Source organism: Actinomyces sp. W5033 (assembly GCF_051303165.1).
Map to the genome: position 1 here is coordinate 21,797 of NZ_JBPPGD010000011.1, position 26,981 is coordinate 48,777.

Below are 26,981 nucleotides of genomic sequence, written 5' to 3' on the forward strand. Positions count from 1 at the left end.
ACCGCTATGTGTCAGTCGTTGCCACACGGGCGCATGGGGCCATGCTGGTCCCCCAAGCGGGGAAATGGCTCCATTTCAACGTTTTTCTTTGGACTTCCGGCACACTCCGGGCATAATGCGTGGTGGGCCGCGATGCGGGCATGGCCGCCCGACCTCCGCGTCACGTCATAAGAGCGGGGAGGAGTCACGGCATGCCAGAGCAGTCGCTCCGTCCCGGGGCCGCGGGCACGGGGTGGGAGTGGCGTTACGAGGGCGCGTGCACGGGCATGGACTCCTCCGTCTTCTTCCACCCCGAGGGCGAGCGAGGCAGCTCGCGCCGCCGTCGCGACGACGGCGCGAAGGCCGTGTGCGCCACCTGCCCGGTCATCATCCGCTGCCGTGAGCACGCGCTGGCGGCGCACGAGCCCTACGGGGTGTGGGGCGGGATGACGGAGGAGGAGCGACGGGCAGCGCTCAGCCGCGGTCCTCGCTCCTGAGCACCCGGACCTGCCCTGCGGCCCGTCGCCTCCAGCGCCTCGCGGCACCCCGCGACACACCACGGCAGGGAGTGCGCGAGGCAGACAGACGCAGGGGGTGGTGGGGGCACCTGCGCCCCCCCACCACCCCCTGCCGCGTTCCGCCCAGCCGGTGGGGACTGGGCGGAACGGCTGTCTCACTTGGTGACGACGGCGAGGACGTCGCGGGCGGAGAGGATGAGGTAGTCCTCGCCGGCGTACTTGACCTCAGTGCCTCCGTACTTGGAGTAGATGACGAGGTCGCCCTCGGCGACATCGACCGGGATGCGCTTGCCGGAGTCGTCAACGCGGCCCGGGCCCACGGCCACGACCTTGCCCTCCTGCGGCTTCTCCTTGGCGGTGTCCGGGATGACCAGGCCGGAGGCGGTGGTCTGCTCGGCCTCGACCGTCTGGACGACGATGCGGTCCTCGAGCGGCTTGATGGAGATCGCCATGGCGTCCTCCCCTTCTCGCTTCTTCAGCGTCCTTCGCGCAGCGCGCGTCGTGTATGTGGTGTGCACGCCCTCAGTGAGGCGGGCCGCCGTCGCGGGGGCCGGCCCGTCAGCGCCGGGGGCGCGGGCCGCGGCACCGGGTCCCCGGCGCCGCGTCTGGCGTCGAATCTACGCGCGGCGTTAGCACTCAGTCAACGTGAGTGCCAGGTCCCGGTCCTGGGTTCGCCAACGGCGTCACGGCTCCAGCGCCCCCGGCACGGTGCTGCCGCGTCCAGGCAACAGCCTCCTCCACGCCGCCGCGTGTCCCGCCGGGCACCGGCTCACGCCCGCTGAGCACGTCCCAGCCGGCCTTGAGCGCTGCGGCACGCTCACGCAGCCACGAGCGCGCCCAGGCCGCCCGGTCCGCCCGCGCGCGCGTGTCCGCCACGCCCTCGGCGTCGATCCCAGCCGCGCGGCACAGGGCCACGGCCCGGGGCGTGTGGAAGTCCTGGGTGACGAGCAGCGCCCGCTCCACCCCAAAGACCTCGTGCGCACGCACACAGGTGTCGTGGGTGTCGTAGCCGTGGGGGTCGAGGACGACGGCCTCGGACGGCACCCCTGCGGCGACGAGGTAGCCGCGCATCGCCCCGGGCTCGTCATGGGAGTGACCGCCCCCGGCACCGGAGACGAGCAGGGCGTCCACACGGCCCGTGCGGTAGAGCTCGGCGGCGACGTCGAGCCGGTAGGACAGCCACGGCGAGGGCCTGCCCGACTCGTGCACCCGGGCGCCCAGCACGATGGCGACCGGCGCGGTGGCCTCGTCGGCCCGGCTGCCGGCGTCCTGAAGGTGCCCTGCGCTGGCGGCCCAGACCCATGCGTTGGCGCCCGCCGTCAGGAGCACGCACGCCGCCAGGAGGACGGCCGCAGCCCGCCCCGCCAGCGCCGCCTCGCACCGGCGCCCACGCCTCGCACCACAGGTGCCTGCGCCTCCTGTCACCGCACCGTCCCCCTCCTGCCGCGCAGGTGGCGGCCGCCCCAACCTATCGCCACCTCGCTCACGCCCAGGCCCTCGGGGCGCTGCGCCGTGCCCGGCCGTGGGAGGATCACGGGGTGAAGGACACGTCGCAGGCAGCCGCCCTCGCCCCGCTGCTCACCCCCGAGGGCTGGGCCCTGCTCAACAGCCTGCCCCCCTACGAGGAGTCTGAGGCCCTGCGGCTCGGGGAGGTGCTGCGTGCCGAAGGTCACGACCCCGCGCTCGTGGCGGCGGCCCTGACCCAGCAGCGTCTGCGCTCACGCGCGGCCTCCAAGTTCGGCGACTTCGCCCAGCAGATGCTCTTCACCCACGACGGCCTGGAGCAGGCCACGCGTCTGGCGGTCTGCGCCCACCACGCAGCCCGCTACGCCCGGGCCGGGGTGAGCCGGGTGGCGGACCTGGGCTGCGGGATCGGCGGGGACGCCCTCGCCCTGGCGGGCCTGGGCCTGGACGTGCTCGCCGTCGAGCGCGACGAGCCGACGGCGGCCCTGGCCACCGTCAACCTCATGCCCTTCGAGCGCGCCCAGGTCCGGTGCGCGGACGCCCTCACCATTGACCTGGAGGCCGAGGGCGTGGACGCGGTGTTCGCTGACCCGGCCCGGCGCGCCAACGGCCGGCGCCTGAGTGACCCCGAGCAGTGGTCACCACGGCTGAGCCAGGTGCTGGCCCTGCGTGAGCACGTCGAGGCCGTGGGCGTCAAGGTCGCACCCGGCATCGACCACGCGCTTCTGCCCGCGTCCAGCCACGTCCAGTGGGCGTCGGTCGCCGGCGAGGTCGTCGAGGCAGCCATCTGGTGCGGCCCGCTGGCCCCCGAGGGACCCGGGCGATCCGCCCTTCTCCTGTCCCCCACGCCCGACGGCGAGCTGCGACCCCACCGGCTGGTGGACCCGGCCTGCTCGGACCCCTCCGAGGAGCCCGAGCAGCTCGAGCCGGTGGACGGAGCCGACCACCTGGGCGAGTACCTCATGGAGCCCGACGGCGCGGTCATCCGGGCGGGCCTCGTCGCCGAGGTCGCCCGCCGCACAGGCTCACGCCCGGTGGGAGCCCGCATCGCCTACCTCACCGGAGACACGCCGCCCGAGCCCGCCCTCGCCCCCTTCCTCACCTGCTGGCGGGTGCGTGAGGTGCTTCCGCTGCACCTGCGCCACCTCAGGGCGCGGGTGCGTGAGCGGGGCATCGGCCGCCTGGAGATCCACAAGCGCGGGGTGGACGTGTCCCCCGACGCGCTGAGGGCCTCGCTGCGTCCGACCGGTGCCGCCGGTGAGACCTGGGTGCTCACTCGCATCGGCCAACGTGCCCGGGCCCGCGGCGCCGCGGGCGGCGCGAGCCCGTCCCGGGGCGCCGTGCTCGTCGTCGAGCCGGTCTCCCCTGGACGCTGAGCCCGCAGGACAGCCCCCGGGCCGGCAAGGGGCGGCCCCGCTGCCCTGTCAGTGGGCGATGATGACGTCCAGGGGCATGCCCGAGTCAGGGGCGAAGTCCATGGGACTGGGCGCCACGCCCGCGCGCACGGCGGCGCTGCCGAGGGCGGCGATCTGGGCGCCGTTGTCCGTGCAGTAGCGCAGCGGCGGCACCCGCAGGGTGATCCCCGCAGCCCGGCAACGCTCGGCAGCCAGCGAGCGCACCCGCGAGTTGGCGGAGAACCCGCCCCCGATGACGAGGGTGTCCACCTCCTGGTCCACACACGCCTGGACAGCCTTGGCGGTGAGGGAGTCGTTGACGGCCTCGGAGAAGCCGGCGCACACGTCCGCCCGCGGCACCTCGAGGCCCTGGTCCTCAAGGGACTCGACGTAGCGGGCCACAGCCGTCTTGAGGCCGGAGAAGGAGAAGTCGTAGCGGTGGCGCTCCTTGTCCTTGCCTGCGGCCAGGCCGCGCGGGAAACGGATCGCCGTGCGGTCACCCTCCTGGGACAGGCGGTCCACGTGCGGCCCGCCGGGGTAGGGCAGGCCGAGCAGCCGGCCGACCTTGTCAAAGGCCTCACCCGCGGCGTCGTCAAGGGTCCCGCCCAGCTCGACGACGTCGGTGGCGATGTCGCGCACGGCAAGGAGGTTGGAGTGGCCTCCGGAGACGATGAGGCCGACGAAGCGCTCGGGCAGGGGCCCGTCAACGAGCTCATCGACGGCAAGGTGCCCGATGACGTGGTTGACGCCGTACAGGGGCTTGCCGGTGGCGGCCGCCAGTGCCTTGGCGGCACTGATGCCAACCGTGAGTGATCCGATGAGGCCGGGCCCAGCACACACGGCGATGGCGTCCACCTCTGACAGGTCCACACCGGCGCGGTCAAGCGCAGCGTCCAGCGTGGGCAGGAAGGACTCCAGGTGGGCGCGCGAGGCGATCTCCGGGATGATGCCGCCAAAGCGGGCGTACTCGTCCATAGAGGTGGCGACGACGTCGCCAAGCAGCTCGCGCCCACGCACGAGGGCCACGCCCGTCTCGTCGCAGGTGGACTCGATTCCCAGGACCAGTGCTTCACTCACGGCCACCAGCCTAGCGGCCCGGGCACCGGGCCTGGACCGCCAGGGCCCTGGACCACCCGGGCCCTCACCACACCCGTCGCGTCCCGCGCCACGACGCCCCCACGCCCCCACGCCCGTGGGGGCGTGACGGTCAGCGGCTGCGGCTCAGTGGGCGCGGGCGTCAGCCCACAGGGCGTGGCCGAGGTCGCGGTTGAGTCGCGTGATGACCTCCAGCGGGACGGACTTCGGGCACACAGCGGCGCACTCACCAATGTTGGTGCAGGCACCGAAGCCCTCGGCGTCGTGCTGGTTGAGCATGCTCACGACACGGGGAAGACGCTCCGGCTGGCCCTGCGGCAGCAGGCCCAGGTGCGAGATCTTCGCGCCGGTGAAGAGCATGGCGGAGGCGTTCGGGCAGGCCGCGACGCAGGCTCCGCAGCCGATGCAGGCCGCGGCCTCGAAGGAGGCGTCGGCCTTCTCCTTCTTGACCGGCACGGCGTGCGCGTCCGGGGCCGCCCCGGTGTTGACCGAGATGTAGCCGCCGGCCTGGACGATGCGGTCCAGGGCGGAACGGTCCACGATGAGGTCCTTGAGGACCGGGAAGCCGGTCGAGCGCCAGGGCTCGATGGTGATGGTGTCGCCGTCCTTGAAGGAGGGGTCCTCAGCGAGGTGGCGCATGTGCAGCTGGCAGGTCGTCGAGCGGATCGGGCCGTGGGCCTGCCCGTTGATGACGACGCCGCACTGGCCGCAGATACCCTCACGGCAGTCCGAGTCGAAGGCGACCGGTTCCTCACCGGCCTGGAAGAGCTGCTCGTTGAGCAGGTCCAGGACCTCGAGGAACGACATGTGCTCCTCGATGCCTGACATCGAGTACTCCTCGAAGCGGCCCGCGGTGGTCTGGTTCTTCTGGCGCCAGATCTTGAGCTTGATGTTCACTTGTAACTCCGCTGCTTGAGCTCGATGTCGTTGTAGATGAGGGGCTCCTTGTGGAGCACCGGCGGCTGGTCCTCGCCGCCGAACTCCCAGGCCGCGACGTAGAGGAACTCGTCATCGTGGCGCAGGGCCTCGCCCTCGGGGGTCTGGGACTCGGCCCGGAAGTGTCCGCCGCAGGACTCGCGACGGTGCAGGGCGTCGATGCACATGAGCTCGGCAAGCTCGAAGAAGTCAAGCAGACGGCCCGCCTTCTCCAGCGCCTGGTTGAGCTCCATCGCCTCGCCCGTGACACGGGCGTCGCGCCAGAACTCGGCCTTGAGCTCGCGGATCTGCCTGATCGCCTCACGCAGGCCCGCGTCACGGCGCTCCATGCCGCAGTACTCCCACATGATGCGTCCCAGCGCCATGTGGAAGTCGTCCACGGAGCGGGTGCCCTTGAGCGCCATGAGCCGCTCGATGCGGTCCTTGACCGCGGCCTGCGCCTGGGCGATCTCGGGGGCGTTGGGGTCAACCTTGCCCTCGCGCAGCATGTCGGCGAGGTAGTCGTTGAGCGTGTTCGGCAGGACGAAGTAGCCGTCGGCCAGGCCCTGCATGAGGGCCGAGGCGCCCAGGCGGTTCGCGCCGTGGTCGGAGAAGTTCGCCTCGCCGGCCACGTACAGGCCCGGGACGTTGGACTCGAGGTCGTAGTCCACCCACAGGCCACCCATCGTGTAGTGGACCGCGGGGTAGATGCGCATCGGGACCTCGTAGGGGTCGTCGCCGGTGATGCGCTGGTACATCTCGAAGAGGTTGCCGTAGCGGGCGGAGACGGCGTCCTTGCCCAGGCGGCCGATGGCCTCGGAGAAGTCGAGGTAGACCCCGCGGCGCATCATGCGCTGGGTGCCGTCCGGAGCGGTCTCCTTGATGGCCGGGCCGACCCCACGTCCCTCGTCGCACATGTTCTTGGCCTGGCGGGAGGCGATGTCACGGGGGACGAGGTTGCCGAAGGCCGGGTAGATGCGCTCGAGGTAGTAGTCGCGGTCCTCCTCAGCGATCGTGCGCGGGTCCTTGTCGCAGTCCTCGGCCTTCTTGGGAACCCAGATGCGACCGTCGTTGCGCAGGGACTCACTCATAAGCGTGAGCTTGGACTGGAAGTCTCCCGACTGGGGGATGCAGGTCGGGTGGATCTGCGTGTAGCAGGGGTTGGCGAAGTAGGCACCCTTGCGGTAGGCGCGCCAGACGGCGGTCGCGTTGCAGCCCATCGCGTTGGTCGACAGGAAGAAGACGTTGCCGTAGCCGCCGGTGCACAGGACGACAGCGTCAGCCAGGTGGGTCTCAATCTCGCCGGTGACCATGTCGCGGGCGATGATGCCCTTGGCCTTGCCGTTGACGAGGATGAGCTCAACCATCTCGTGGCGGCGGTACTCCTTGACGGTCCCGGCCGCGACCTGGCGCTCAAGCGCCTGGTAGGCGCCGATGAGAAGCTGCTGGCCGGTCTGTCCACGGGCGTAGAAGGTGCGCGAGACCTGCACGCCGCCGAAGGAGCGGTTGTCGAGCATGCCGCCGTAGTCGCGGGCGAAGGGCACGCCCTGGGCCACGCACTGGTCGATAATGTTCGCGCTGACCTCGGCCAGGCGGTAGACGTTGTCCTCGCGGGCGCGGTAGTCGCCGCCCTTGACGGTGTCGTAGAACAGGCGGTAGACGGAGTCGCCGTCGTTGCGGTAGTTCTTCGCCGCGTTGATACCGCCCTGGGCCGCGATAGAGTGCGCACGGCGGGCGGAGTCCTGGTAGAAGAAGCACTTGACGTTGTAGCCCTGCTCGCCGAGCGAGGCGGCAGCGGCACCACCGGCCAGGCCGGAGCCGACGACGATGACGTCGAGCTTGCGGCGGTTGGCGGGGTTGACGAGCTTCGCGTTGAACTTGCGCTGCTCCCAGCGCTGCGCGATGGGGACGTCGTGAGGGGCCTTGGTGTCGGCGATCGCCTCGCCCTGGCGGTAGAGGCCCTCGATGAGCTCAGCAGTCATGGGTGTAGTCACTCAACTCTCGTGTCAGTGGGCAGCGACGCCACAGTGCTCGGCGAACTCGGAGGCGGCGGAGCCGATGGCCTGGCAGAACTGCGGGTAGTACTCGGCGTCGGTCATCGGCGCGTCGGTCCAGCCGAACAGGATGGCGGTGGGCACGCTCATGAAGCCGACGAGGAGCACGAGGGCCACCAGCGTCGCGATGATGCGGATGAAGGGGACGATCCTCGTGCGGGTCAGGCCGAGGGTCTGCAGCGCCGACCACACGCCGTGCCAGGCGTGCAGGGCCAGGGCGGCGATGGCGAGCAGGTAGATGAGGTACACCCACCACAGCTGGAAGCCGTAGTACATGTTCTGGAAGGCCCGGCCGTGGACGTACTCGCCGCCGGGGGTCAGCGACAGCGTCGTGAACTGCAGGATGTGCCAGATGATGAAGAACAGGAGGATGACGCCGCCCCAGCGCATGGTGCGCATGGCGTAGCGGGAGGCGTAGTACTCGGCGTTGGACTTCTTCACGGCGTACTTGTCGTTGCCGCGGGCCTTCTTGTTGCGGCGCCACAGGTAGAAGGCGGAGCAGGCGTGGGCCAGCAGAAGCGCCAGCAGGACGAGGCGCATGATCCACAGGAACCCGCCGTAGGGCAGCAGCGGCTGGAGCAGCTGACGCAGCCAGATGGCGTAGTGGTCGTAGGCGATCTCACCCTCGAAGTAGTGGGTGTTGCCGTACATGTGGAAGATGACGAACAGGAGGAAGACGATGCCGGACCACGCCATGAGTCGCTTCATGAAGACGGTGGTCGAGAAGGCAGTGCGCCTCTTGGGGGAAACAGTCTTTGGGGCCACGGCACCAGGGTAGCCACGGGCCGGGCCGCGTGGTCCCAGGTACGTGCACGCAGGTGCACGCCAGCGGGCAGGTGCCTGCCTGCGCGGCGTCATCGTGCGGAAAGAGCCCGGTCCTGCCGGCAGCTTGCGTCCCCGGCACGTGCGGCCCCCGGCGCCACTGACGGCGACATTTGGTGACACATTCGTCAGACAAATAACCGAGGCCTCCAGGTGCGGCAGGAGGAGCCTGTGCCGCTGCCGTTCCGGCGCCCGCCCGGTGAGCGGGCTTGCCGGACGCGCACTGCCCCGCGGCCCCGCCCGGTGAGCGGGCTTGCCGGACGCGCACTGCCCCGCGGCCCCGCCCGGTGAGCGGGCTTGCCGGGCGCGCACTGCCCCGCGGCCCCGCCCGGCTCAGTGCCGCCCGAGCGCCTCAGCGCCCACGGGCCCCGGGCCCCGCGGCGGGCCCAGGCGCAGGCGCATGACGAGGGCGTCCTCCTCGGGGCACGTGTAGTAGCGCCTCCTGACGCCCAGCACCTCGAAGCCGTGGCGCGTATAGAGGGCCTGGGCGCCGGTGTTGGAGGCACGCACCTCCAGCAGCACGTGCTCACAGCCCTGCCTGCGGGCCTGGGAGAGCAGGTGGTCGAGCAGGCGGGTGGCCACCCCTCGCCTGCGGGCCTGCGGGGCGGTGGCGATGGTGAGCAGGTCGGCGTCGCCACGGCCGTCGCCGTACCACAGGCCCGCGTAGCCCAGCAGGGCGCCGCGTCCGGCTGCCACCGACGTACCCGGCTGCTCCAGCTCCTCGACGACGGCGTAGGCGCGGTCCGCCCCCGGGCCACCGGCCGCCGCGAGCTCGTTGGCGAGCAGCGCGGCGCTCCAGGCCTCCGCGCCGAAGAGCCCGGCCTCCAGGCGGGCGACGTGCGGCAGGTCCGCCTCGGTCATGGGGCGCAGACGCAGCGCACCGCCCCCGGGCCCTGCGCCGGCCCCGTTCACAGGGCGCGCTTGCGGGCGGAGGGAACCTGGGCGTCGGCGTGACGCAGGTACAGCGGCTCGGTGCCCAGCGGAGCCAGCCCGGCGGCCAGCCTCGCGAGCGCGACACGCACCTGGGCGGCGGCGTCGCCGGAGACGGTGGCGAGGACGGGCCTGGCGGCCACGACCCGGGGGTACAGGACGGCCCCGGAGCCGGCGAGGGCGTCGGCGTCGTCGGTGGGAAGGTCCGCGGGGGCCATGACCTCGATGCTGCCCAGGCGCTCGACGTCGTCACTGCCCAGGGCGCGGTAGACGGCGGTGTAGACCTCCTGGCGGCGCGCGTCGGTGAGCACGCGCACCGTGGCCCCCTGTCCCAGCTCGTCGAGGGCGCGGCGGGCGACGGCGTCGAGGCTGGGCACGCCGTGGACGGGCACGCCGCGCACGCGGGCGACCGTGCGGGCAGTGACCAGGCCGGCGCGCAGCCCGGTGAAGGGGGCCGGTCCCGTCGCCACGACGACGGCGTCCAGGGGGCGGTCGGCGACCTGCGGCGTCTCGAGGGCGGCGGTGAGCATGGGGCCCAGGGACTCGGCGTGGCGGCGTGAGTCCGGTTGCGAGGCATGGGCCAGGACCTCCAGCGCCACCCGGCCGTCGTCGCCGGGGCAGGCGTCGCAGACGAGGAGCTCGGTGCCGAGGGAGGAGTCGATGGACAGGATGCGCACGGGGACAGCCTAGGTCACAGCCGTGACGGCCCGGCTCAGGACGCTGCGCCGCCCTCAACGGTGAGGTCCACACCCTGCCAGCGCTGTCCCACGGCGGTGACGGTGATGCTGCGGCGCCCGTCATCGACGTCGTGCAGGTCCGCGGGGCCCTGCTCGCCGCGGCCCGAGAGGGCCCCCTGAGGGCGGCTGACCCGGATCTCGAGACGGCTGTCGCTCAGCGCCTCGACCTTGTCCTCGCCCCACTCGACGAGGGTCACCGACTCCTCCAGGGAGGTGTCCAGGTCGAGCGCGTCCACCTCGTCCAGGCTGGCCAGCCGGTAGGCGTCAACGTGGACGAGGTCCGGCCCCTGTCCCAGGGCGGGGTGGACGCGGGCGATGATGAAGGTCGGTGAGGACACGCGCCCGCGCACGCCCAGGGCGGAGCCGATGCCCTGGGCGAGGGTCGTCTTGCCCGCGCCCAGGGGGCCGGAGAGCATGACGAGGTCCCCGGCGCGCAGGAGCGCGGCCAGGCGGGCGCCCAGTGCGCGGGTGGCGTCGGCGTCCGTCGTCTCGACGACGACTGTGCGCCCGCCGGCGTGGTCCTGGCTCATCGGTGCTCCTCCTGGCTGACGGTGACGCGGGGCACGTGGGGGCCCAGGCGCGTGACGATCTCGTAGCTGATGGTGCCGCACACGGCGGCCCACTCGTCGGCGGTGGGCACGCTCCCGGTAGCCTCCGGGGCCCCCCACAGCACGGCGGTGTCCCCCGCGCGGGCGGGACAGGGCAGGTCCTGGCCGTCGTCGTCCACGGCGGGGCCCAGGTCGATGATGAGCTGGTCCATACAGACCTTCCCGACGACGGTGGTGCGCAGTGTGCCGACGGCGACCGGCCCGGCGCTGGCGGCGTGGCGGGGCACGCCGTCGGAGTAGCCGAGGGGGACGAGGCCCAGCCACCTGTCCGTGGGGGCGCGCCAGGTGCCCCCGTAGGAGACCGGCGTGCCCGCGGGCACGCGCTTGGTCATGGTCACGGGCGCCTCCAGACGCATGACGGGGGTCAGGCCGAGCTCGGCGGAGGTGGCGACGGCGGGCTCCGGAGACAGCCCGTACAGCCCGATGCCCACGCGCACGAGGTCGAGACGGGCAGCCGGGTGCCACAGGAGGCCGCCGGTGGCGGCGAGGTGGCGCACCCGGGGGCGCAGCCCGGCCCGGGCCACCACGGCCTCAGCGCGGGCAAAGCGCTCCAGGTGCTCCTCGGTCGAGCCGCAGGTGGGCTCGTCGGCCCGCGACAGGTGGGACCACAGCCCGACGACGTCGAGCACCCCGCTGTCCTCGGCGCCGCGGGCGGCAGCCGCGAGCGCGGGCAGGTCCTCGGGGACGGCCCCGGCGCGCGACATGCCGGTGTCGGCCTTGAGGTGGACGCGGCCGGGCGCGCCACCAGCGCGCACGTGGGCCGCGCAGGCGGCGGCGAGGGCCTCGAGCTGGGCGGTGGTGGACACCGACAGGTCGAGGTCGGCCTCGAGGGCCTGGCGCAGCGGGGAGCCGGGTGCGGCGGCCTCCTGCGGGGTCAGGACGGGTGCGAGCCAGCACATGAGGCGGGGCGCCCGGGGTGTGGGGACGGCGTCGGGTCCGGGCTCGGGGCGGGCGACGCCCGCCTGGTCGAGCAGGCCGCGCAGGTGCAGGGCCTCGGCAAGCTGGGCGACGCCGAGCCAGGTGGCGCCGGCGGCCAGGCAGGTCAGGCTCACCGGCCCGATGCCGTGCCCGTAGGCGTCTGCCTTGACCACCGCCATCCAGGGCGTCCCGGCGGCCTCGGCCAGGACGCGCGCGTTGCGGGCGAGGGCGTCGAGGTCGATGACGGCGCGGGAGGTGGTGGCGGGCGGTCTCACGGTGAGGATTCTTCCACCAGTGACAGCAGGTGCTCGACGGCGGCGGGCACGGCCTCGGCGACGTCAAGGGCGGTGACGGGGTGGCCCGAGCGGTGGGCGCCGGTCCCCGGGGGCGCGCTGGCCTGCCCACCGGCGCCACTCGTGCGGCCGACGGCCCCACCGCCGCTGGCGAGGGCGCCGGCGAGAGCGTGCACGCGCACGGCCAGCGCGGCGCAGGCGGCGGTGTCCGCCCCGGTGAGCAGCCCCTGGCCGGTGCGGGCCGCTGTCCGCCCAGCCGGGTGACGGCCGGCACCGGCGGCTGAGGCCTCGGCGCGGGCCTGATCGGCGGCGAGCAGGCAGCCGAGCACACCGGCGAGGACGTCGCCGCTGCCGGCGGTGGCGAGCCAGCCCGGGCCGGAGTCGAGGTGGAAGCAGGCGCCGTCGGCAGTCGCGACGAGGGTCGGGGTGCCCTTGAGCAGCACGCAGGCGCCGGTGCGGTGGACGAGCTCGCGGGCGATCCGTGGCGCCGTGGCGGGGTCCTCGGCCTCCGGGCGAGCGGTGGGCCGTCCCAGGGCGGACAGGAGTGCGGCCGCCTCCCCGGCGTGCGGGGTGATCACCGCGCTGGGGGTGAGGGTGCGTGCCTGTGCGAGCAGGTCTGGCAGCAGGGGCAGGGCACCGGCGTCGATGACGGCGGGCACGGGCGGGGTGTCGGCGGAGCCGCCGGCGCGACGCATGACGGAGCCCAGGGCGCGGCGCAGCTGCGTTGCGCGGGGCTCGTCCTCGGGGTCGGTGCCGGGGCCGATGACGATGGCCTGGTGGCGGCCGGGGACGGGGACCGTCTCGGGGCGGTGGGCGAGGACGAGGTCCTCGACGCGGCGTGGGGCGGCCAGGCGCACCATCCCCGCCCCGGCCCTCCACGCGCCCGAGCTGGTCAGGACGGCGGCACCCGGGTAGGTCTCGCTGCCGGCCCAGAGCTCGACGACGCCGCGCGTGTACTTGTGGTCCCGCTCGCCGGGCACGCGCAGGCGCCTGGCGAGCACGGCGTCGGCCGGGCACAGCACGTCGTCGTGCAGGCCGGGGCTGGACGCTCCGGCGGGCGCCGGGCCACCGGGGCCGCCAGGGCGTCCGGGGCCAGCTGGGCATCCGGGGCCAGCAGGGCCGCCGGGGCCTCCGGGACCAGCTGGGACACGAGCACCGTCGGCGGGGCAGGGTGCCAGGGGCTCGGCCTCGGGGACCGGCAGGCCGAGGTCGATAACATCGACGCGCCCGCACAGAGCGGCCGCCGGCGCCCGCACGTGCGCGCCGCGCAGGCAGGTGAAGGTCACCGTGCGGTCGGCGGCGAGCACCGGCCCCTCGACGGATCCGTCGTCGACGCCGACGCCACTGGGCACATCGACGGCGAGAACCCGGACAGGGCGCTTGCCCGGTGCCCCGGCGGCGATGAGTGGGGCCACGAGCCCGGCGGCGCGCGGGCGCAACGGTCCGCTCGCTCCCAGGCCGGTGAGGCCGTCAACGACGAGCTCCGGATCGGCGGCGTCCTGCGGGCCCACGCGGACACCGGCTCGCCGGGCCTCGGCGAGTGCGGCGCCGTGCGGGTGGTCCGTGGCAAGCAGGGCGGTGACCTCGCAGCCCTGGTGCGCCAGGAGCGCGGCGGCGAGCAGGGCGTCGCCGCCATTGTGCCCGCCCCCGGCGAGCACGAGGACAGGCGCGCCCACCACCCTGCCGCGGCCCGCACGCAGCTCCTCGACGGCGGCCTGGGCCAGAGCCTGGGCGGCGGCGTGCATGTAGGCCTCGGTGGCACGGGTCAGCGGCGCCTCGGCGGCGGCGATGGCGGCGGCCGGGTAGGCGTAGGTCGTGTCGAGGGACATCATGGCCCTATCCTCACGCACCGGTGATGCGGGCACACGCGCGCTCGTGACCGGGGCGCCTGCCCCTGCGGCACACTGGTGCCATGATCATCGCCGTGGGCACGGACCTCGTGGACGTCGCCCGGCTCGAGGACCGCCTGCGGCGCTCTCCCGCCCTGGCCGAGCGCCTGCTGACCGCGCGCGAACGCACCCTGTGCGCCGGGCGCGTCGAGTCGCTGGCGGCCCGCGTCGCGGCGAAGGAGGCGGCGCTCAAGGCCCTTGGCTCGGCCCTGGGAGCGGCGGGCCGCGAGGTCCCGGGCGGGTGGAGGATGACCGACGTCGAGGTTGTCTCAGCCCCCAGCACGCCACCGCGTCTCGCGCTGTCGCAGGTCGCGGCGCGCACGGCCCGCACGTTGGGGATCACCCGCTGGCACCTGTCGCTCAGTCACGACGCCGGACTGGCCCTCGCCTTCGTCGTCGCTGAGGGCGCCTGAGGGCACCGGCCCGCCCTCACTCCACGGTGACGGACTTGGCGAGGTTGCGAGGCTGGTCGATGTCCAGGCCCTTGGCGCGTGCCAGCGCGGCCGCGAAGACCTGCAGGGGCACGACCGTCAGCAGCGGCCACATGAGCGTCGGGGTCTGGGGCACGCGGATGACGTCGTCGGCGAAGGACTCGACGGCCCGGTCCCCCTCCTCGGCGATGACGATCGTGCGGGCGCCGCGGGCCCGGACCTCCTGGATGTTGCTGATCACCTTGTCATGCAGGACGGGCCTGCGGGGGGTCGGGACGATGACGAAGACAGGCAGTCCCTCCTCGACCAGGGCGATGGGCCCGTGCTTGAGCTCGCCGGCGGCGAAGCCCTCGGCGTGCACGTAGGCCAGCTCCTTGAGCTTGAGCGCACCCTCCAGGGCCACCGGGTAGCCGACGTGCCGCCCCAGGAACAGGAAGGAGGTCCGGTCCGCCAGCTCGGCGCCCAGAGCCCGCAGGCGCTCCTCCTGGCCGTCGAGCAGGTCCTGGATCTTGCCGGGCATGAGGGCAAGGTTGGCGAGGTAGTCGGCGACCTCGTCGGGCCACTTGTTGCCGCGCAGCTGCGCCAGGTACAGGCCCAGCAGGTAGCAGGCGGTGATCTGGGCGAGGAAGGCCTTGGTGGAGGCCACCGCCACCTCAGGGCCCGCGTGGGTGTACAGGACGGCGTCGGCCTCACGGGCGATGGTCGAGCCGTAGGTGTTGACAATGGCCAGCACCTTCGAGCCCTGCTCACGGGCGTGGCGCACCGCCTGGATCGTGTCCATGGTCTCGCCGGACTGGGAGATGGCCACCGTGAGGGTCTTCTCGCTGACCACGGGGTCGCGGTAGCGGAACTCGTGGGCGAGCTCGATCTCAACCGGCACCCGGCACCAGTGCTCGATGGCGTACTTGGCCACGTGGCCGGCGTAGGAGGCGGTCCCGCAGGCCACGACGATGATCTTGTCCACACTGCGCAGCACCGCCGGGTCGATGCGCATCTCGTCGAGCTGGATCTCGCCGCGCTCGTCAACCCGGCCGCGCAGGGTGTCGGCGACGGCGGCCGGCTGCTCGTGGATCTCCTTGTCCATGAAGGTCTCGTAGCCGCCCTTGACCGCCGCGGAGGCGTCCCAGGTGACCTCCCAGGTGCGCGGCTCGACCCGGGTCCCGTCCGCGTCCCACACGGTGACCTGCCCGCCCCTGAGGAGGACGACCTGGTCGTCGTCCACCTCGGCGGCACGGCGGGTGAAGGAGACGAAGGCGGCGACGTCGGAGCCCAGGAAGGCCTCCCCCTCCCCCAGGCCGATGACCAGCGGGCTGGAACGGCGGGCGGCGACGATGGTGCCGGGCGCGAGCTCGGTGACGGCGAGGAGGGCGAAGGCCCCCTCCAGGCGGGCGGTGACGGCCCGCACCGACTCGACGAGCACGTCGGCGGGGTCGGCGTCGGGCCCGGCCTCGTCGAGGCGCCGGGCGTAGTCAAGGTCCAGGACGTGGGCGGCGACCTCGGTGTCGGTGGAGGACAGCAGGGTGCGGCCGGCGGCCTCGACCTCGGCACGCAGCGCACGGAAGTTCTCGATGATGCCGTTGTGGACCACGGCGAGGCGGCCAGCCCGGTGCGGGTGCGCGTTGGCCGTCGTCGGGCCGCCGTGGGTGGCCCAGCGGGTGTGGCCGATGCCGGCGGTGGCGGGGGCGGGGTCGGCGGCGTCGAGCGCCTCGCGCAGGTTCTCGAGCTTGCCGGCCGCCTTGACGACGGCCAGGCCCTCACCGGTGACCAGTGCCACGCCGGCGGAGTCATAGCCCCGGTACTCCAGGCGGCTCAGGCCGTCCATGAGGACGGTGAGGCTACGGTCGGAGGCTGTCAGGGGGCCGGTGTGGCCAACGATTCCGCACATGGACACCCAGCGAAGCACTGTCCGGCCCGCTGCGGCTAGGGGGTGGTCAGAATGTGGCCGTGTGACCTTGTGCGGCCGCGGTCCCCGGACGCACCGTCCGGCCCATCACGGTGCTGACAATGCGTCAGACTGTGCCCGTGAGCAGTGCCTCTCCCTATATCGAGCTCGACCGTGAGCAGTGGCGGGCCCTGGCGGCCTCGGCTCCCCTGCCGCTGACGCAGGCCGACGTCGAGAAGCTGCGCGGCCTGGGTGACCCCATCGACCTGCCCGAGGTCGACGTCGTCTACAGGCCACTGACCGCCCTGCTGGAGACCTACATCGCCTCGACCCGCGAGCGCGGCCGCCTCACCGCGGACTTCCTGGGTGTGGACGAGAGCCCGACTCCCTTCGTCGTGGCGGTGGCTGGGTCGGTCGCCGTCGGCAAGTCCACGACCGCCCGCCTCATCGCGCACCTGCTGGCCCGTTTCCCGCAGACGCCGCGGGTCTCGCTCGTGACCACGGACGGCTTCCTGCTGCCCAACGCGGTGCTTGAGCAGCGGGGACTGACGGCGCGCAAGGGCTTCCCCGAGTCCTACGACCGCCGGGCGCTGCTGGATTTCATCATGGCGGTCAAGTCCGGGGCGCCGCGGGTGGAGGCCCCGGTCTACTCCCACCAGGTCTACGACGTCGTGCCCGGGGAGAGGACGGTGGTGGAGCGCCCCGACGTCCTCGTGCTTGAGGGCCTCAACGTCCTGCAGCCGGCGCGCCGCGTCCACACGCGGGGCCGTGACACCCCTGTCCCCGGAGGGTCGGCCCTGGCGGTGAGCGACTTCATCGACTTCTCGATCTACGTCGACGCCGACCCCGAGGACATCCGCCGCTGGTACCTCGACCGTTTCCTCACGCTCAAGCGCACGGCCTTCCACGACCCGACGTCGTACTTCCGCCCCTTCGCGTCCGTCCCCGACGACGTGGCGGTGGCGGCGGCCAACGAGGTGTGGGAGTCGGTCAACCTCGCGAACCTGCGCGAGAACATTGCGCCGACGCGCCCGCGGGCCACGCTCGTGCTCCACAAGGGGCCGGACCACCACGTGCAGCGGGTGCTCCTGCGCAAGGCCTGAGCGGGCGCGGCTCGCAGCCGGGACACCTCGCAGCCGGGCCCGAACCCGGTCCGAGGTCAGTGCTTGAGGCCCGCAGGCCGTGGTCGGGGACAGCGCAGCACGCACCGGTGTCCACAGCACGGACATCAGCCACCAGTCAGCCACTGGCTCCGGAAGAGAACCGCAGGATTCCAGGGGTCACCGCAAGGCACGACCACTGCGCGGGCTGTGATGTCCGCTGCGTGGACACCACTGAGCCCCGCCACCCGCCCACCTCCTCGGTTTGCGCGCGAGCGTACGGTGATTCGCCGTACTTTCGAGCGCAAACCGAGGAGTTCGAGGGCGACGGCGGGGCCGGGCGACGGCGGGGCGGCTCAGGCGAGCGAGAGGTTGTCCTTGACGACCTCGGCGAGCCCGGAGGCGACGGCGTCCGCCTCGGCCTGGGTCGCGGCCTCGACCATGACACGCACCAGCGGCTCGGTGCCGGAGGGGCGCAGCAGCACACGGCCTGTCGTCCCCAGGCGCTCCTCCGCCTCGGCGACGGCCTTGTGCACGGCGTTGTTCGTGTGCGCGGCCGCCTTGTCCACCCCCTTGACGTTGATGAGGGTCTGCGGCAGGCGCTCCACAACGCTCGCCAGCTCGGCCAGGCTCTTGCCCGAGCGCTTGACACGCGCTGCCACGCGCAGGGAGGTGAGCACCCCGTCACCGGTGGTCGCGTGCAGCGTGTCGATGACGTGGCCGGACTGCTCACCGCCGAGGGTGTAGCCGCCCTGGAGCATCCTCTCCAGCACGTAACGGTCGCCGACGCCGGTCTGCACCGTGCGGATGCCGTGCTTGCGCATGGCCAGCAGCAGCCCGAGGTTGCTCATGACGGTGACGACGAGCGTGTCCGAGGCCAGGACGCCGTCGGCCTTCATGCCCACCGCGAGCAGGCCCATGATCTGGTCGCCGTCCACGAGCCGGCCCTCGGAGTCGACGGCGAGGCAGCGGTCGGCGTCGCCGTCGTAGGCGAAGCCCATGTCAGCCCCGACGCTGGTGACGTAGTTCTGCAGCTGCTCGGGGTGGGTGGAGCCGCAGGCCGCGTTGATGTTGAGCCCGTCCGGGGAGGCGTTGATGACGATGACCTCGGCCCCGGCGGCGCGAAGGGCGGCGGGGCCGACAGCCGAGGCGGCTCCGTTGGAGGCGTCGACGACGATCCTCAGGCCCGACAGGTCCGTGGCGGCGGAGTCCACGAGGTGGTTGATGTAGGTCTGGTCCGCCACCGTCTCACCCTTGATGACACGGCCGACGCCGGCGCCCACCGGCGGGGCGTCGGTGCGGCCGAGCAGAGCCTCGATCTGGTCCTCGACGGCGTCCTCGAGCTTGTAGCCGCCGCGGGCGAAGAACTTGATCCCGTTGTCCTGGAACGGGTTGTGGGAGGCGGAGATCATGACGCCGAGCTCGATGTCCTGCGTGGCGGTCAGGTGCGCGATGGCCGGGGTGGGCAGGACGCCCACCCGGGTGACGTCGATGCCCGAGGAGGCCAGGCCCGCGCTGATCGCGTGGTCGAGGAACTCGCCCGAGGCGCGGGTGTCGCGGCCGACGATGGCACGGAAGCGGCCGGTGCGCGAGCGGGAGGAGGCGGGTGCCCCGCGGGTGAGGACCTGTGCGGCGGCCTCACCGAGCTGAACGGCGAGGGCGGGGGTGAGCAGGTCGTTGGCGAGGCCTCGCACACCGTCCGTGCCGAAGAGTCGTGCCATGTCAGTCAGTCCTTCCGAATGGGGGTCGTGGGACGTGTGCCATCCTCCCACGCCGCCCCGGCCAGGCCCGGGACCTGCCACGGCGTCGCAGCGGACGGCGCGGGCGCCGGGTCAGCGCTTGGAGTACTGCGGGGCGCGGCGGGCCTTGTGCAGACCGGCCTTCTTGCGCTCGACGATGCGGGCGTCACGGGTGAGGAAGCCGGCCTTCTTCAGGGTCGGGCGGTTGGCCTCACGGTCGATCTCGTTGAGGGCGCGGGCGATGCCCAGGCGCAGGGCGCCGGCCTGGCCGGAGACGCCACCGCCGTGGATGCGGGCGACGACGTCGAAGCGGCCCTCGAGGTCGAGGACGGTGAAGGGGGCGCGCACGAGCTGCTGGTGCAGCTTGTTGGGGAAGTAGTCCTCGAGCGTGCGGCCGTTGAGCGTCCACTGGCCGGTGCCGGGGACGAGGCGGACGCGGGCGACAGCCTCCTTGCGGCGGCCCAGGCCAGCACCGGGGGCGGTGATGGACTGCCCGCGGCCCTCGGAGGCGCCAGCGGTCTCGGTGGTGTAGCTGGAGGGGGCGTTGTCCTCGTCCAGCGCGTCGATATCGACAGTGGTCTCAGCCACGATGTGTCCTTTGCTTGTCGCGGGGTGCCGGGCGCTGGAGCGCTTACTGGGCGACCTGGGTGATCTCGAAAGCCTGGGGGTTCTGCGAGGCGTGCGGGTGCTCGGCGCCTCGGTAGACCTTGAGCTTCTTCAGCTGCTGGCGGCCGAGGGTGGTGTGCGGCACCATGCCCTTGACGGCCTTCTCGACGGCGAGCTCCGGGCGCGTCGCGAGCAGCTCGCGGTACGAGACGGAGGTGAGGCCACCCGGGTGGCCGGAGTGACGGTGGGCGAACTTCTTGTCAGCCTTGCCGTTGGTGAGGGCGACCTTGTCGGCGTTGATGATGACGACGTAGTCGCCGCAGTCCGCGTGGGGCGCGAACTGGGGCTTGTGCTTCCCACGGAGCAGGGTCGCGGCCTGGGCCGCGAGGCGGCCGAGGACGACGTCGGTGGCGTCGATGACGTACCAGTTCTTCTCGACGTCGCCGGGCTTCGGTGTGTACGTGCGCACGGGCGTTGCCTTCGTTTCTCTTGGCGAGTGGGTCACCGGGCAGCGCGTTGAAGCTCTCGCGGCCCGACGAGACCACCATGGTCAGGTGAGGGGTCGGAGCACTGGCGATCCGGGGCGAGTGGGACGGCACCGCGGACGCGCACATGCGTGCTGCACGACGTTCGCCCACCATACCGGGGCCCCGGAAGGAGGGTCAAAAGAACTGGCGCCGCCGCGAGGGTGAGACCCGACACGCTGGGGCCGGCCTGCGCCACGACGGGCCCAGCGCCCGCCCTCGCCCCGCACCCGCGAGCGCCCGGCGAGGGCGGCTAGCAGCCGCAGTCCTCGGTGGGCGGGCGGCGCAGCACCCGCGAGCGCCGCGCCTGCTCGGCGAGGGCGTCGTCCTGCGGGTAGACGACCTCCTCCAGGGTGAGCCCGTGGGCGGGGGCCACCGGGGCGGCGCCGTCACGCGAGCGGCGCCTGAGCAGCGCGCCGGGCCAGTCCTCACCCCTGCTGCCACGCCCGACGGCGAGGCCCGCCCCGACCAGGGAGCGCACCATGGAGTGGCAGAAGGCGTCCGCCACCACGCTCAGCATCACGAGCCCGGCGTCGGGCCCGTCAAGCGGCCGGCGCCACTGCAGCCGGTGCAGGGTTCGCACCGTCGTGGCCCCCTGGCGCGGGCGGCAGTAGGACAGGAAGTCGTGCTCACCCAGGAGGGCTTGGGCGCTGCGGTCCATGGCCTCGACGTCCAGCTCCTCGGGCAGCCACAGCACCTGGCCCCGGCGGGTGGCGCTGCGCGGGGCGCCGCCGGGGCCGCCGTCGGCGACGCGGTAGACGTAGCGGCGGCTGAGGGCGGAGAAGCGGGCGTCGAAGCCCTCGGGCGCCACGCGCGCGCCGGTGACGACGAGGTCACTGGCTCCGCGTGGGACCGGCCCGGTGATCCCGGCGTCGGCGGCCAGGCGCGCCTGGCGGGCGAGGACCCCGGCGAGGCGGGTGAGCAGGGCGTCCTGCGGGCGGCGTCCCGAGCGACCGGGCACGGCCCGCCACGCGGCCATGGGCACGTCAAGGTGGACGCACTGGGCGGCGGCGTGGACGCCGGCGTCGGTGCGGCCGGCGACGGTCAGCCTCACGGGCACGCGCAGCACGGTCTCAAGGGCCTGGGTGAGCTCGCCCTCGACCGTGCGCAGGCCGGGCTGGGCGGCCCAGCCGCTGAAGCCGGCGCCGTCGTAGGCGAGGTCGAGCCTCAGGCGCACACAGTCAGCGGGCGCGTGAGCCGGCGTCGCATCGGTGAGCATGACGCTATTCGACCACGCCCGCCGGTAGCCTGCCGCCATGAGCAGTCCCACGACCCTGTCCGTCGACTGTGGCGGGGGCGGTATCAAGTCCTCCGTGCTGTCCCCCGAGGGCGCGATGATCTCCCGGGCCGTGCGGACCCCAACGCCCTACCCCCTGCCGCCGCAGGCACTGGTGGACACCATCGCCGATCTCGCCGCCCAGCTGCCACAGGCCGATCGTGTGACGGTCGGGATGCCCGGCATGATCCGCCACGGCATCGTCGTCGCCACCCCCCACTACATCACCCGCGACGGCCCCCGCTCGCGGGTGCTGCCCGAGCTGGTCGAGATGTGGCGGCGCTTCGACATGGGCACGGCCCTCACCCAGCGCCTGGGGCGCCCGGTCCTCGTCCTCAACGACGCCGAGGTCGCCGCGGCCGGCGTCGTCACCGGCCACGGCCACGAGATGACCATCACGCTCGGCACCGGGCTGGGCAACGCGGTCTTCGACAACGGCGTGCTCGCCCCCCACGTGGAGATCTCCCAGGGCCCGATCCGCTGGGGCCTGACCTACGACGACTACATCGGTGAGCACGAGCGCCTGCGCCTGGGCGACGCCCACTGGTCCCGCAGGGTGCGGCGCGTCGTTGACGCCCTGCGCCCCATGTACCTGTGGGACCGCCTCTACCTCGGGGGAGGCAACTCCCGGCGGATTCTCGCCTCGCAGCTCGCAGCCATGGGCGAGGACGTCGTGGTCGTGCCCAATGAGGCCGGGATGACGGGCGGGGCACGCTGCTGGGACCTGGCCCGCCCCTGAGACGCACCCTGAGCCCACCCTGGCTCCTCCCCTACCCCGGGAGGAGCCGGCCTCCTCTGTGCGGGGGATCCGACCGGGCTCAGGATGCTGTCATGATGCGCTCATGACACGTGCCCGCTCCTTCCGGACCAGCACCCTCGGGACGTCCCGGAGCCCTGTCCTGCTGCCCCGTGCCGTCATGACGGTCGGGCTGGTGGCGCTGGTGTCCACCGTCCTGTACCCGGTCCCCGGCCTGAGCGCGCTGAGCGCCTTCGCCCTGACATGGTTCGTCCCGCTGCCGGTGCTCGACTGGTTCACCGCCGTCGTCATCCTCATCCTCGGCTCGGCCCTGTCGCGCCACACCCGGGTCGCCTGGGTGTCCACCACCGTCCTGGCCGTGCTCAGCATCGTGGCCTTCGTCCTGGCCGCCGTCTCGCTGGCCGTCATCCCCGAGGTGGAGGTCTCTCGCCAGGAGCTGGCGGCGCTCGGCTTCAACATCCTCGTGCTGGTCGTGCTCATCGCCGTGCTCCTGCGCGACCGTGACGCCTACCGGGTGCGCATGCGGCCCGGCAACCTGCGCCGGGCGCTGACGGTCACCACTCTCGGCATCGGCGCCAGCACCGCGCTGACCGTCCTCGTCGTCGCACTCATCCACCCCTCGGTCCTCACCGCCCTGCTCCTGTCGGCTGACCTCAGCCCCCTCATCGACCTCGTCCGGCAGTTCTCCGACTGGCCCTTCAGTCTCCTCGGCCTGGGCTGGGCCCTGTCCTTCCTGGCGGGCGTGGCCACCCTGCTGCGCTCCCAGCGGCTGGCCGCGCGCATGAGCGTCGAGGAGGAGGAGCGCGTGCGCACGCTCCTGGCGGCCCACCCCCAGGACTCGCTCGGCTACTTCGCCACCCGCCGTGACAAGTCCGTCCTGCTCACCGAGCACGGCGCCGTCTCCTACCGCCCCAGCCTCGGCGTCGCCCTCGTCTCCGGCGACCCCCTGGGGGACCCGGCCACCTGGCCCGCCACTGTCTCCGCCTTCTGCCGTCACTGCGTGTCCTACGGGCTGACTCCCGCCGTCATCGGCGCCTCCGAGGCTGGCGCGCGCGCCTGGGTGCAGGCCGGGATGCACGCCCTGCGCGTGGGCGACGAGGCCGTCCTGCGCCCCTCGCGCTTCCGTCTCAACGACCTCACGGAGGTCCGTCAGGCCGTGCGCCACGCCTCCGGCGCCGGGTACACCGCGCGGGTGCGGCGCCACCGCTCCATCCCAGCCGAGGAGCTGGCCGGCCTCAGCTCCCTGGCAACCGCCTGGCTCAACGGCGAGGCGGAGCGCGGTTTCTCCATGGCGCTGGGCCGTGGCCTCGACGACCCCTCCGACGGCGAGTCCGTCCTCGTCGAGGCCCTGTTCCCCGAGGGCGACGAGCGGGGGCGGGTGGCTGCGCTGCTGTCCTTCGTGCCCTGGGGCGCCGACGGGCTGAGCCTGGACGTCATGCGCCGCCACCCCGAGGCAGACCACGGCGTCACCGAGCTCATGGTGAGCACCCTCATGGCCGAGGCCGTCTCCCTGTCCGTCGCGCGGGTCTCGCTCAACTTCGCCGTCTTCCGCGACGTCTTCGCCCAGGGCGAGCGGCTGGGGGCCGGTCCGATCCAGCGCGCGCGCCGCAAGGTGCTCCTGGCGGCCTCGCGCTGGTGGCAGCTGGAGTCCCTGTACCGCTCCAACTCCCGCTACGAGCCCGACTGGGTGCCGCGCATGATCTGCTACGCCGACGCCGGCGACCTCGCCCGCGTCTCGACGGCCATCGCCGTCGCCGAGGGCTTCCTACGCCCCCCAGGCCGCCTGTGCGGCGAGCAGTGGCCCCAGCAGCGCCTGAGCGACGCCGACAGCGCCCGCATGCTGGCCCTCACCCGTGCCGTTCCCGAGCCCGGCCCGGCCGTGCGCCTGCCCCACGAGATGCGCGAGCGCGCCGCCTGCCGCGAGCGGATGCTCTCCCAGGGGGTGGACCCCTACCCGGCGAGCACCGCCGTCACGGCCGGCTGCGCCCAGGCGCTCGACGGCGCGGGCGAGCGGACCGTCGCCGGGCGCGTCATGGGGCTGCGCGACCACGGCGGTGTGCTGTTTGCGGACCTGCGCGACTGGGGCGGGCAGGTGCAGGTGCTCCTGGAGCGCGACCAGGCCCCGCAGGCCCTGGCCCGGTTCCGGCGTCTCGTGCGCGTCGGGGACCAGGTGGCCGTCACCGGTGTGCCCGGCAGGTCACGCACCGGCACCGCCAGCCTCCTGGCCACGGGCTGGGTCATGACCTCCAAGTCCCTGCGCCCCCTGCCGGACAAGCACCGCGGCCTGACCGACCCGGAGGCGCTTGTGCGCCAGCGCCACCTGGCGCTCATCACGTCCGCGCGCCAGCGACGGCTGGTCGAGGCCCGCTCCCGGGCCGTGCAGGCCGTGCGCGGCCGGCTGCTCGGGCGCGGCTACCTCGAGGTGGAGACACCGATGCTCCAGCCGGTGCACGGCGGGGCGAACGCGCGCCCCTTCCGCACCCACATCAACGCCTACGACCTTGACCTGTACCTGCGGATCGCTCCCGAGCTCTACCTCAAGCGGCTCGTCGTGGGCGGCATGGACCGCGTCTTCGAGATCGGAAGGAGCTTTCGCAACGAGGGGGCGGACTCCACCCACAACCCTGAGTTCACGATGCTGGAGGCCTACCAGGCTTACGCCGACTACGAGGTGATGAAGACGGTGGTCCAGGACCTTGTGGTCTCGGCCGCGACGGAGGCGCTGGGGACCACCCTCGTGCGCGGCACCGTGGGCGGGGTCGAGCACGAGGTGGACCTGGCGCTGCCGTGGCGCACCGTGAGCGTGTGCGACGCCGTCTCCCACGGGCTGGGTGAGCAGGTGACGACCTCCACCCCCGTCGCCGTGCTGCGCTCCCACGCCGAGCGCCTGGGCCTGCGCCACGAGCCCTCTTGGGGGTGGGGCACCCTGGTCCAGGAGCTCTACGAGCACCTGGCGGAGTCCAGCACCGTGCAGCCGACCTTCTTCAGCGACTTCCCCTCCCAGACCTCGCCGCTGACCCGTCCTCACCGCCAGGACCCTGCCCTGGCCGAGCGCTGGGACCTCATCATCTTCGGCTCGGAGGTCGGCACCGCCTACTCCGAGCTCGTGGACCCGGTGATCCAGAGGCAGAGGCTGACGGCCCAGTCGCTGGCGGCCGCCAGCGGTGACTCTGAGGCGATGGAGCTCGACGAGGCCTTCCTCGAGGCCCTGGAGCACGGCATGGCGCCCGCAGGCGGGCTGGGGCTCGGCCTGGACCGTCTCGTCATGATGCTCACGGGCGCGTCGATCCGCGAGACCATCGCCTTCCCGCTCGTCAGGCCCTCACGATGAGGCGCCTGCTGGCCGCTGCCGTGCTGCTGTCCTACAACACGTGGGTGCTGGCCCCCCTGCTGTGGGCCGGCGGCCCGCTGCCCGGGTACCTGTCCGAGCTCGCGGCCGACGACCAGCCCTGGCAGTGGGTCTTCCGCGGGGGCGACCTGCTCGCCGGCCTCCTGCTGGCGGCCGTGGCCGCCCTGGGCAGGCGCGGGTGGCGGGACCTGCTCGGCCGCTGGTCCACGCTGCTGGCCCTCGCCCTGGCGGCCGCCGGGGTGGGCACGGTGGCCGACGCCCTGGGCAACATGCCCTGCTCCCCGAGCATGGACGTCACGTGCCAGGACACGGGGCTCGCCGCGGCGCTGCACACGCTTGCCTCGGGCGTGGTGGGGACCGGTTTCCTCGGTGCCCTCGTGCTGCTGGTGCTGGCGCTGCGGGAGATGGGGGCGCCGCGGCCACAGGTGGGCGGCGCGCTCGTGGCGGCGGTGGGGCTCGGCCTGCTGGACGTGCTCACCCTGGTGCTGGCGGCGCTGTCCCCCGGCAGCCAGTGGTGGCCGCAGGTGGGGCAGGTGCTGCTGTCCTCGATGGTGGGGGCTGTGCTCGCCCTCCGGCTTGACAGGGGTGACGACGCCGGTGCCCGCCTTCGAGCATGAGGCCGCTGCCGGCCGGCGCGGGGAGGGCTCGGGCGCCGTCGGCCGGCGCTGGCAGCACACCGGGCGGCAGCACACCGCGCAGCAGTACACCGCGCGGCAGGGCCACTGGGCGCGCCGCGCCGGCGTCACCGCCAGGCGCCTGCCGGCCCCCGGGGCGCCCCACCCGCCCGGGGCCCGGTTGGCCGGCGGGCACCCGCCCTCTGCCCAGGCCGGCCCGGACGCACCGGGGCCTGGCGCGAGCCGCGTGCCCACCCTTGTGCTCCTGGCGGGCGCAGGCCTGGGCTCGGCCTTCTGGGAGCCGGTCCTCACGCACCTGCCCGGGTGGCACGTCCTCATCGACCGGCAGGGGCGCCTGGGGACCCGCTGCTCCGGGCTGCCGTCACTCGACGTCCAGGCCGCCGTCCTCGCTCGCCTGCTGGAGGACCTGGGGGTGGCCGACGGCGCCCCAACCATTCTCGTGGCCCACTCGATGGCGGCCTTCGAGGCCGAGCTGCTCGCACGCCGTCGTCCCGACCTCGTTGACGGGATCGTCCTCGTAGACCCCTCCCTCGCGCTCCGGCCTGCGCTGGTGCCCCCGTTGGCGGTCGGCGCCGTCGGGGGCCGGGCACCCCTGGCCGGCCTCGCCCTCGGGGCGGTGCGCCGCCTTCTGGCTGTGCCGGCGGCGCACCGGGTGGTCGCCACGCTGGTAAGGGCCGGCATGCGACGCCAGGTCTCGCGTCCCCAGGCCCTGGACGCTCCCGCCTGGGCGGACACGTGGAGCGCCCGCGCACTCACCGGTGGCGCGGCGGAGTCCCTGGCCTACTCGGCCCAACAGGAGGACCTGCTGCGGGTGCGCTCACAGGACCGCCTCGCGGTGCAGGTGCCCACTGTCCTGCTCCAGGCACCCCCTTACGCCTCACGACGTCGCCTTGCGGCCGCCGAGCAGGCCTTCGGCCGGCTCGTGGTGCGCCGGGTGCCTCGCTCCGGGCACCTCATGGCCCAGGACGCGCCCCGGCAGGTGGCCCGGGCCGTGTGCGAGGTCCTCGACCTCGTCCTGCGCTGAGAGCGTGGTTCACTGACACGGCTGCGGGGCCCGTCACCCGGT

At 73.3% G+C, this 26,981-nt stretch carries 24 protein-coding genes; 8 read left to right on the forward strand and 16 right to left on the reverse strand.

Going from position 1 to position 26,981, the window contains the following annotated elements:
• Nucleotides 1-191: 191 nt before the first annotated feature.
• Complete coding sequence (locus ACSJJR_RS08435) at nt 192-476, forward strand: WhiB family transcriptional regulator (protein ID WP_435942320.1); 285 nt, start codon at nt 192-194, stop codon at nt 474-476.
• 176 nt (nt 477-652) lie between these two features.
• Here ACSJJR_RS08435 and groES read toward each other — a convergent pair whose 3' ends face one another.
• Nucleotides 653-949, reverse strand: coding sequence for a co-chaperone GroES (gene groES / locus ACSJJR_RS08440; protein ID WP_166855989.1), 297 nt, complete (start codon nt 947-949; stop codon nt 653-655).
• Between the two features lie 184 nt (nt 950-1,133).
• Nucleotides 1,134-1,826, reverse strand: a complete 693-nt coding sequence (locus ACSJJR_RS08445; protein ID WP_435942319.1) for a SanA/YdcF family protein — start codon at nt 1,824-1,826, stop codon at nt 1,134-1,136.
• Nucleotides 1,827-2,035: 209 nt separating this feature from the next.
• On the opposite strand from ACSJJR_RS08445, the gene ACSJJR_RS08450 reads away from it, so the two are divergent.
• Nucleotides 2,036-3,337: a class I SAM-dependent methyltransferase gene (locus tag ACSJJR_RS08450; protein ID WP_435942318.1), complete on the forward strand. Its 1,302-nt coding sequence runs from the start codon at nt 2,036-2,038 to the stop codon at nt 3,335-3,337.
• A gap of 48 nt (nt 3,338-3,385) precedes the next feature.
• Here the strand turns inward: ACSJJR_RS08450 and tsaD are convergent, their stop codons facing one another.
• The 9 genes from tsaD to ACSJJR_RS08495 form a co-directional block, all read right to left on the reverse strand.
• On the reverse strand, nt 3,386-4,432 hold the full coding sequence (gene tsaD, locus ACSJJR_RS08455; protein WP_435942317.1) for a tRNA (adenosine(37)-N6)-threonylcarbamoyltransferase complex transferase subunit TsaD: 1,047 nt from the start codon (nt 4,430-4,432) through the stop codon (nt 3,386-3,388).
• A gap of 144 nt (nt 4,433-4,576) precedes the next feature.
• The gene (locus tag ACSJJR_RS08460) at nt 4,577-5,347 is read right to left on the reverse strand and encodes a succinate dehydrogenase/fumarate reductase iron-sulfur subunit (protein WP_435942316.1); all 771 of its coding nucleotides are present in this window, start codon (nt 5,345-5,347) and stop codon (nt 4,577-4,579) included.
• Nucleotides 5,344-7,347, reverse strand: coding sequence for a fumarate reductase/succinate dehydrogenase flavoprotein subunit (locus tag ACSJJR_RS08465; protein WP_435942315.1), 2,004 nt, complete (start codon nt 7,345-7,347; stop codon nt 5,344-5,346). The genes ACSJJR_RS08460 and ACSJJR_RS08465 overlap by 4 nt, the downstream gene beginning before the upstream one ends.
• A gap of 24 nt (nt 7,348-7,371) precedes the next feature.
• Nucleotides 7,372-8,127, reverse strand: a complete 756-nt coding sequence (locus ACSJJR_RS08470; protein WP_435942446.1) for a succinate dehydrogenase cytochrome b subunit — start codon at nt 8,125-8,127, stop codon at nt 7,372-7,374.
• Nucleotides 8,128-8,574: 447 nt separating this feature from the next.
• On the reverse strand, nt 8,575-9,153 hold the full coding sequence (gene rimI, locus ACSJJR_RS08475) for a ribosomal protein S18-alanine N-acetyltransferase (protein WP_435942314.1): 579 nt from the start codon (nt 9,151-9,153) through the stop codon (nt 8,575-8,577).
• The gene (tsaB, locus tag ACSJJR_RS08480; protein WP_435942313.1) at nt 9,150-9,848 is read right to left on the reverse strand and encodes a tRNA (adenosine(37)-N6)-threonylcarbamoyltransferase complex dimerization subunit type 1 TsaB; all 699 of its coding nucleotides are present in this window, start codon (nt 9,846-9,848) and stop codon (nt 9,150-9,152) included. Before tsaB ends, rimI begins: the two co-directional genes overlap by 4 nt.
• Nucleotides 9,849-9,883: 35 nt before the next feature.
• A complete protein-coding gene (tsaE, locus tag ACSJJR_RS08485; protein WP_435942312.1) occupies nt 9,884-10,438 on the reverse strand; it encodes a tRNA (adenosine(37)-N6)-threonylcarbamoyltransferase complex ATPase subunit type 1 TsaE in 555 nt (184 codons plus the stop codon).
• Nucleotides 10,435-11,709, reverse strand: a complete 1,275-nt coding sequence (alr, locus tag ACSJJR_RS08490) for an alanine racemase (RefSeq protein WP_435942311.1) — start codon at nt 11,707-11,709, stop codon at nt 10,435-10,437. The genes tsaE and alr overlap by 4 nt, the downstream gene beginning before the upstream one ends.
• Nucleotides 11,706-13,559 (reverse strand): bifunctional ADP-dependent NAD(P)H-hydrate dehydratase/NAD(P)H-hydrate epimerase, encoded by a 1,854-nt coding sequence (locus ACSJJR_RS08495; RefSeq protein ID WP_435942310.1) that lies wholly within the window; start codon nt 13,557-13,559, stop codon nt 11,706-11,708. The genes alr and ACSJJR_RS08495 overlap by 4 nt, the downstream gene beginning before the upstream one ends.
• 80 nt (nt 13,560-13,639) lie before the next feature.
• Here ACSJJR_RS08495 and ACSJJR_RS08500 point away from each other — a divergent pair, with 80 nt between their 5' ends.
• Nucleotides 13,640-14,029, forward strand: a complete 390-nt coding sequence (locus ACSJJR_RS08500; RefSeq protein WP_435942309.1) for a holo-ACP synthase — start codon at nt 13,640-13,642, stop codon at nt 14,027-14,029.
• A gap of 16 nt (nt 14,030-14,045) precedes the next feature.
• On the opposite strand, the gene glmS is transcribed toward ACSJJR_RS08500, so the two are convergent.
• Nucleotides 14,046-15,932, reverse strand: coding sequence for a glutamine--fructose-6-phosphate transaminase (isomerizing) (glmS, locus tag ACSJJR_RS08505; protein WP_435942308.1), 1,887 nt, complete (start codon nt 15,930-15,932; stop codon nt 14,046-14,048).
• Nucleotides 15,933-16,051: 119 nt separating this feature from the next.
• Here glmS and coaA point away from each other — a divergent pair, with 119 nt between their 5' ends.
• Nucleotides 16,052-17,032: a type I pantothenate kinase gene (gene coaA / locus ACSJJR_RS08510; protein WP_435942307.1), complete on the forward strand. Its 981-nt coding sequence runs from the start codon at nt 16,052-16,054 to the stop codon at nt 17,030-17,032.
• A gap of 353 nt (nt 17,033-17,385) precedes the next feature.
• On the opposite strand, the gene glmM is transcribed toward coaA, so the two are convergent.
• The 4 genes from glmM to ACSJJR_RS08530 all read right to left on the reverse strand — a co-directional run bounded on the left by glmM (nt 17,386) and on the right by ACSJJR_RS08530 (nt 21,117).
• Nucleotides 17,386-18,750: a phosphoglucosamine mutase gene (gene glmM, locus ACSJJR_RS08515; RefSeq protein WP_435942306.1), complete on the reverse strand. Its 1,365-nt coding sequence runs from the start codon at nt 18,748-18,750 to the stop codon at nt 17,386-17,388.
• 111 nt (nt 18,751-18,861) lie between these two features.
• Nucleotides 18,862-19,356: a 30S ribosomal protein S9 gene (gene rpsI, locus ACSJJR_RS08520; RefSeq protein WP_435942305.1), complete on the reverse strand. Its 495-nt coding sequence runs from the start codon at nt 19,354-19,356 to the stop codon at nt 18,862-18,864.
• A gap of 43 nt (nt 19,357-19,399) precedes the next feature.
• Nucleotides 19,400-19,843: a 50S ribosomal protein L13 gene (gene rplM / locus ACSJJR_RS08525; RefSeq protein WP_249367374.1), complete on the reverse strand. Its 444-nt coding sequence runs from the start codon at nt 19,841-19,843 to the stop codon at nt 19,400-19,402.
• A gap of 308 nt (nt 19,844-20,151) precedes the next feature.
• Nucleotides 20,152-21,117 carry a tRNA pseudouridine synthase A gene (locus ACSJJR_RS08530; protein ID WP_435942304.1) on the reverse strand — a complete coding sequence of 322 codons (966 nt, stop codon included), beginning with the start codon at nt 21,115-21,117 and terminating at the stop codon, nt 20,152-20,154.
• Between the two features lie 37 nt (nt 21,118-21,154).
• On the opposite strand from ACSJJR_RS08530, the gene ACSJJR_RS08535 reads away from it, so the two are divergent.
• The 4 genes from ACSJJR_RS08535 (at nt 21,155) to ACSJJR_RS08550 (ending at nt 26,939) form a co-directional block, all read left to right on the forward strand.
• Nucleotides 21,155-21,913: an ROK family protein gene (locus ACSJJR_RS08535; protein WP_435942303.1), complete on the forward strand. Its 759-nt coding sequence runs from the start codon at nt 21,155-21,157 to the stop codon at nt 21,911-21,913.
• A gap of 103 nt (nt 21,914-22,016) precedes the next feature.
• Entirely contained in the window at nt 22,017-25,262 is a 3,246-nt protein-coding gene (gene lysX, locus ACSJJR_RS08540) for a bifunctional lysylphosphatidylglycerol synthetase/lysine--tRNA ligase LysX (protein WP_435942302.1), read from the forward strand.
• Nucleotides 25,259-25,897, forward strand: a complete 639-nt coding sequence (locus ACSJJR_RS08545; protein WP_435942301.1) for a DUF998 domain-containing protein — start codon at nt 25,259-25,261, stop codon at nt 25,895-25,897. Before lysX ends, ACSJJR_RS08545 begins: the two co-directional genes overlap by 4 nt.
• Nucleotides 25,878-26,939: an alpha/beta fold hydrolase gene (locus ACSJJR_RS08550; RefSeq protein WP_435942300.1), complete on the forward strand. Its 1,062-nt coding sequence runs from the start codon at nt 25,878-25,880 to the stop codon at nt 26,937-26,939. Before ACSJJR_RS08545 ends, ACSJJR_RS08550 begins: the two co-directional genes overlap by 20 nt.
• Nucleotides 26,940-26,981 lie beyond the last annotated feature (42 nt).

Bases quoted from the DNA above. Each gene is read 5' to 3' on its own strand.
- ACSJJR_RS08545 (WP_435942301.1), top strand. From the start codon at position 25,259: ATGAGGCGCCTGCTGGCCGCTGCCGTGCTGCTGTCCTACAACACGTGG.
- ACSJJR_RS08435 (WP_435942320.1), top strand. From the start codon at position 192: ATGCCAGAGCAGTCGCTCCGTCCCGGGGCCGCGGGCACGGGGTGGGAG.
- groES (WP_166855989.1), bottom strand. From the start codon at position 949: ATGGCGATCTCCATCAAGCCGCTCGAGGACCGCATCGTCGTCCAGACG.
- ACSJJR_RS08495 (WP_435942310.1), bottom strand. From the start codon at position 13,559: ATGATGTCCCTCGACACGACCTACGCCTACCCGGCCGCCGCCATCGCC.
- lysX (WP_435942302.1), top strand. From the start codon at position 22,017: ATGACACGTGCCCGCTCCTTCCGGACCAGCACCCTCGGGACGTCCCGG.
- ACSJJR_RS08500 (WP_435942309.1), top strand. From the start codon at position 13,640: ATGATCATCGCCGTGGGCACGGACCTCGTGGACGTCGCCCGGCTCGAG.
- ACSJJR_RS08535 (WP_435942303.1), top strand. From the start codon at position 21,155: ATGAGCAGTCCCACGACCCTGTCCGTCGACTGTGGCGGGGGCGGTATC.
- tsaE (WP_435942312.1), bottom strand. From the start codon at position 10,438: ATGAGCCAGGACCACGCCGGCGGGCGCACAGTCGTCGTCGAGACGACG.
- ACSJJR_RS08530 (WP_435942304.1), bottom strand. From the start codon at position 21,117: ATGCTCACCGATGCGACGCCGGCTCACGCGCCCGCTGACTGTGTGCGC.
- glmM (WP_435942306.1), bottom strand. From the start codon at position 18,750: ATGGCACGACTCTTCGGCACGGACGGTGTGCGAGGCCTCGCCAACGAC.
- glmS (WP_435942308.1), bottom strand. From the start codon at position 15,932: ATGTGCGGAATCGTTGGCCACACCGGCCCCCTGACAGCCTCCGACCGT.
- ACSJJR_RS08470 (WP_435942446.1), bottom strand. From the start codon at position 8,127: ATGAAGCGACTCATGGCGTGGTCCGGCATCGTCTTCCTCCTGTTCGTC.
- ACSJJR_RS08465 (WP_435942315.1), bottom strand. From the start codon at position 7,347: ATGACTGCTGAGCTCATCGAGGGCCTCTACCGCCAGGGCGAGGCGATC.
- coaA (WP_435942307.1), top strand. From the start codon at position 16,052: ATGCGTCAGACTGTGCCCGTGAGCAGTGCCTCTCCCTATATCGAGCTC.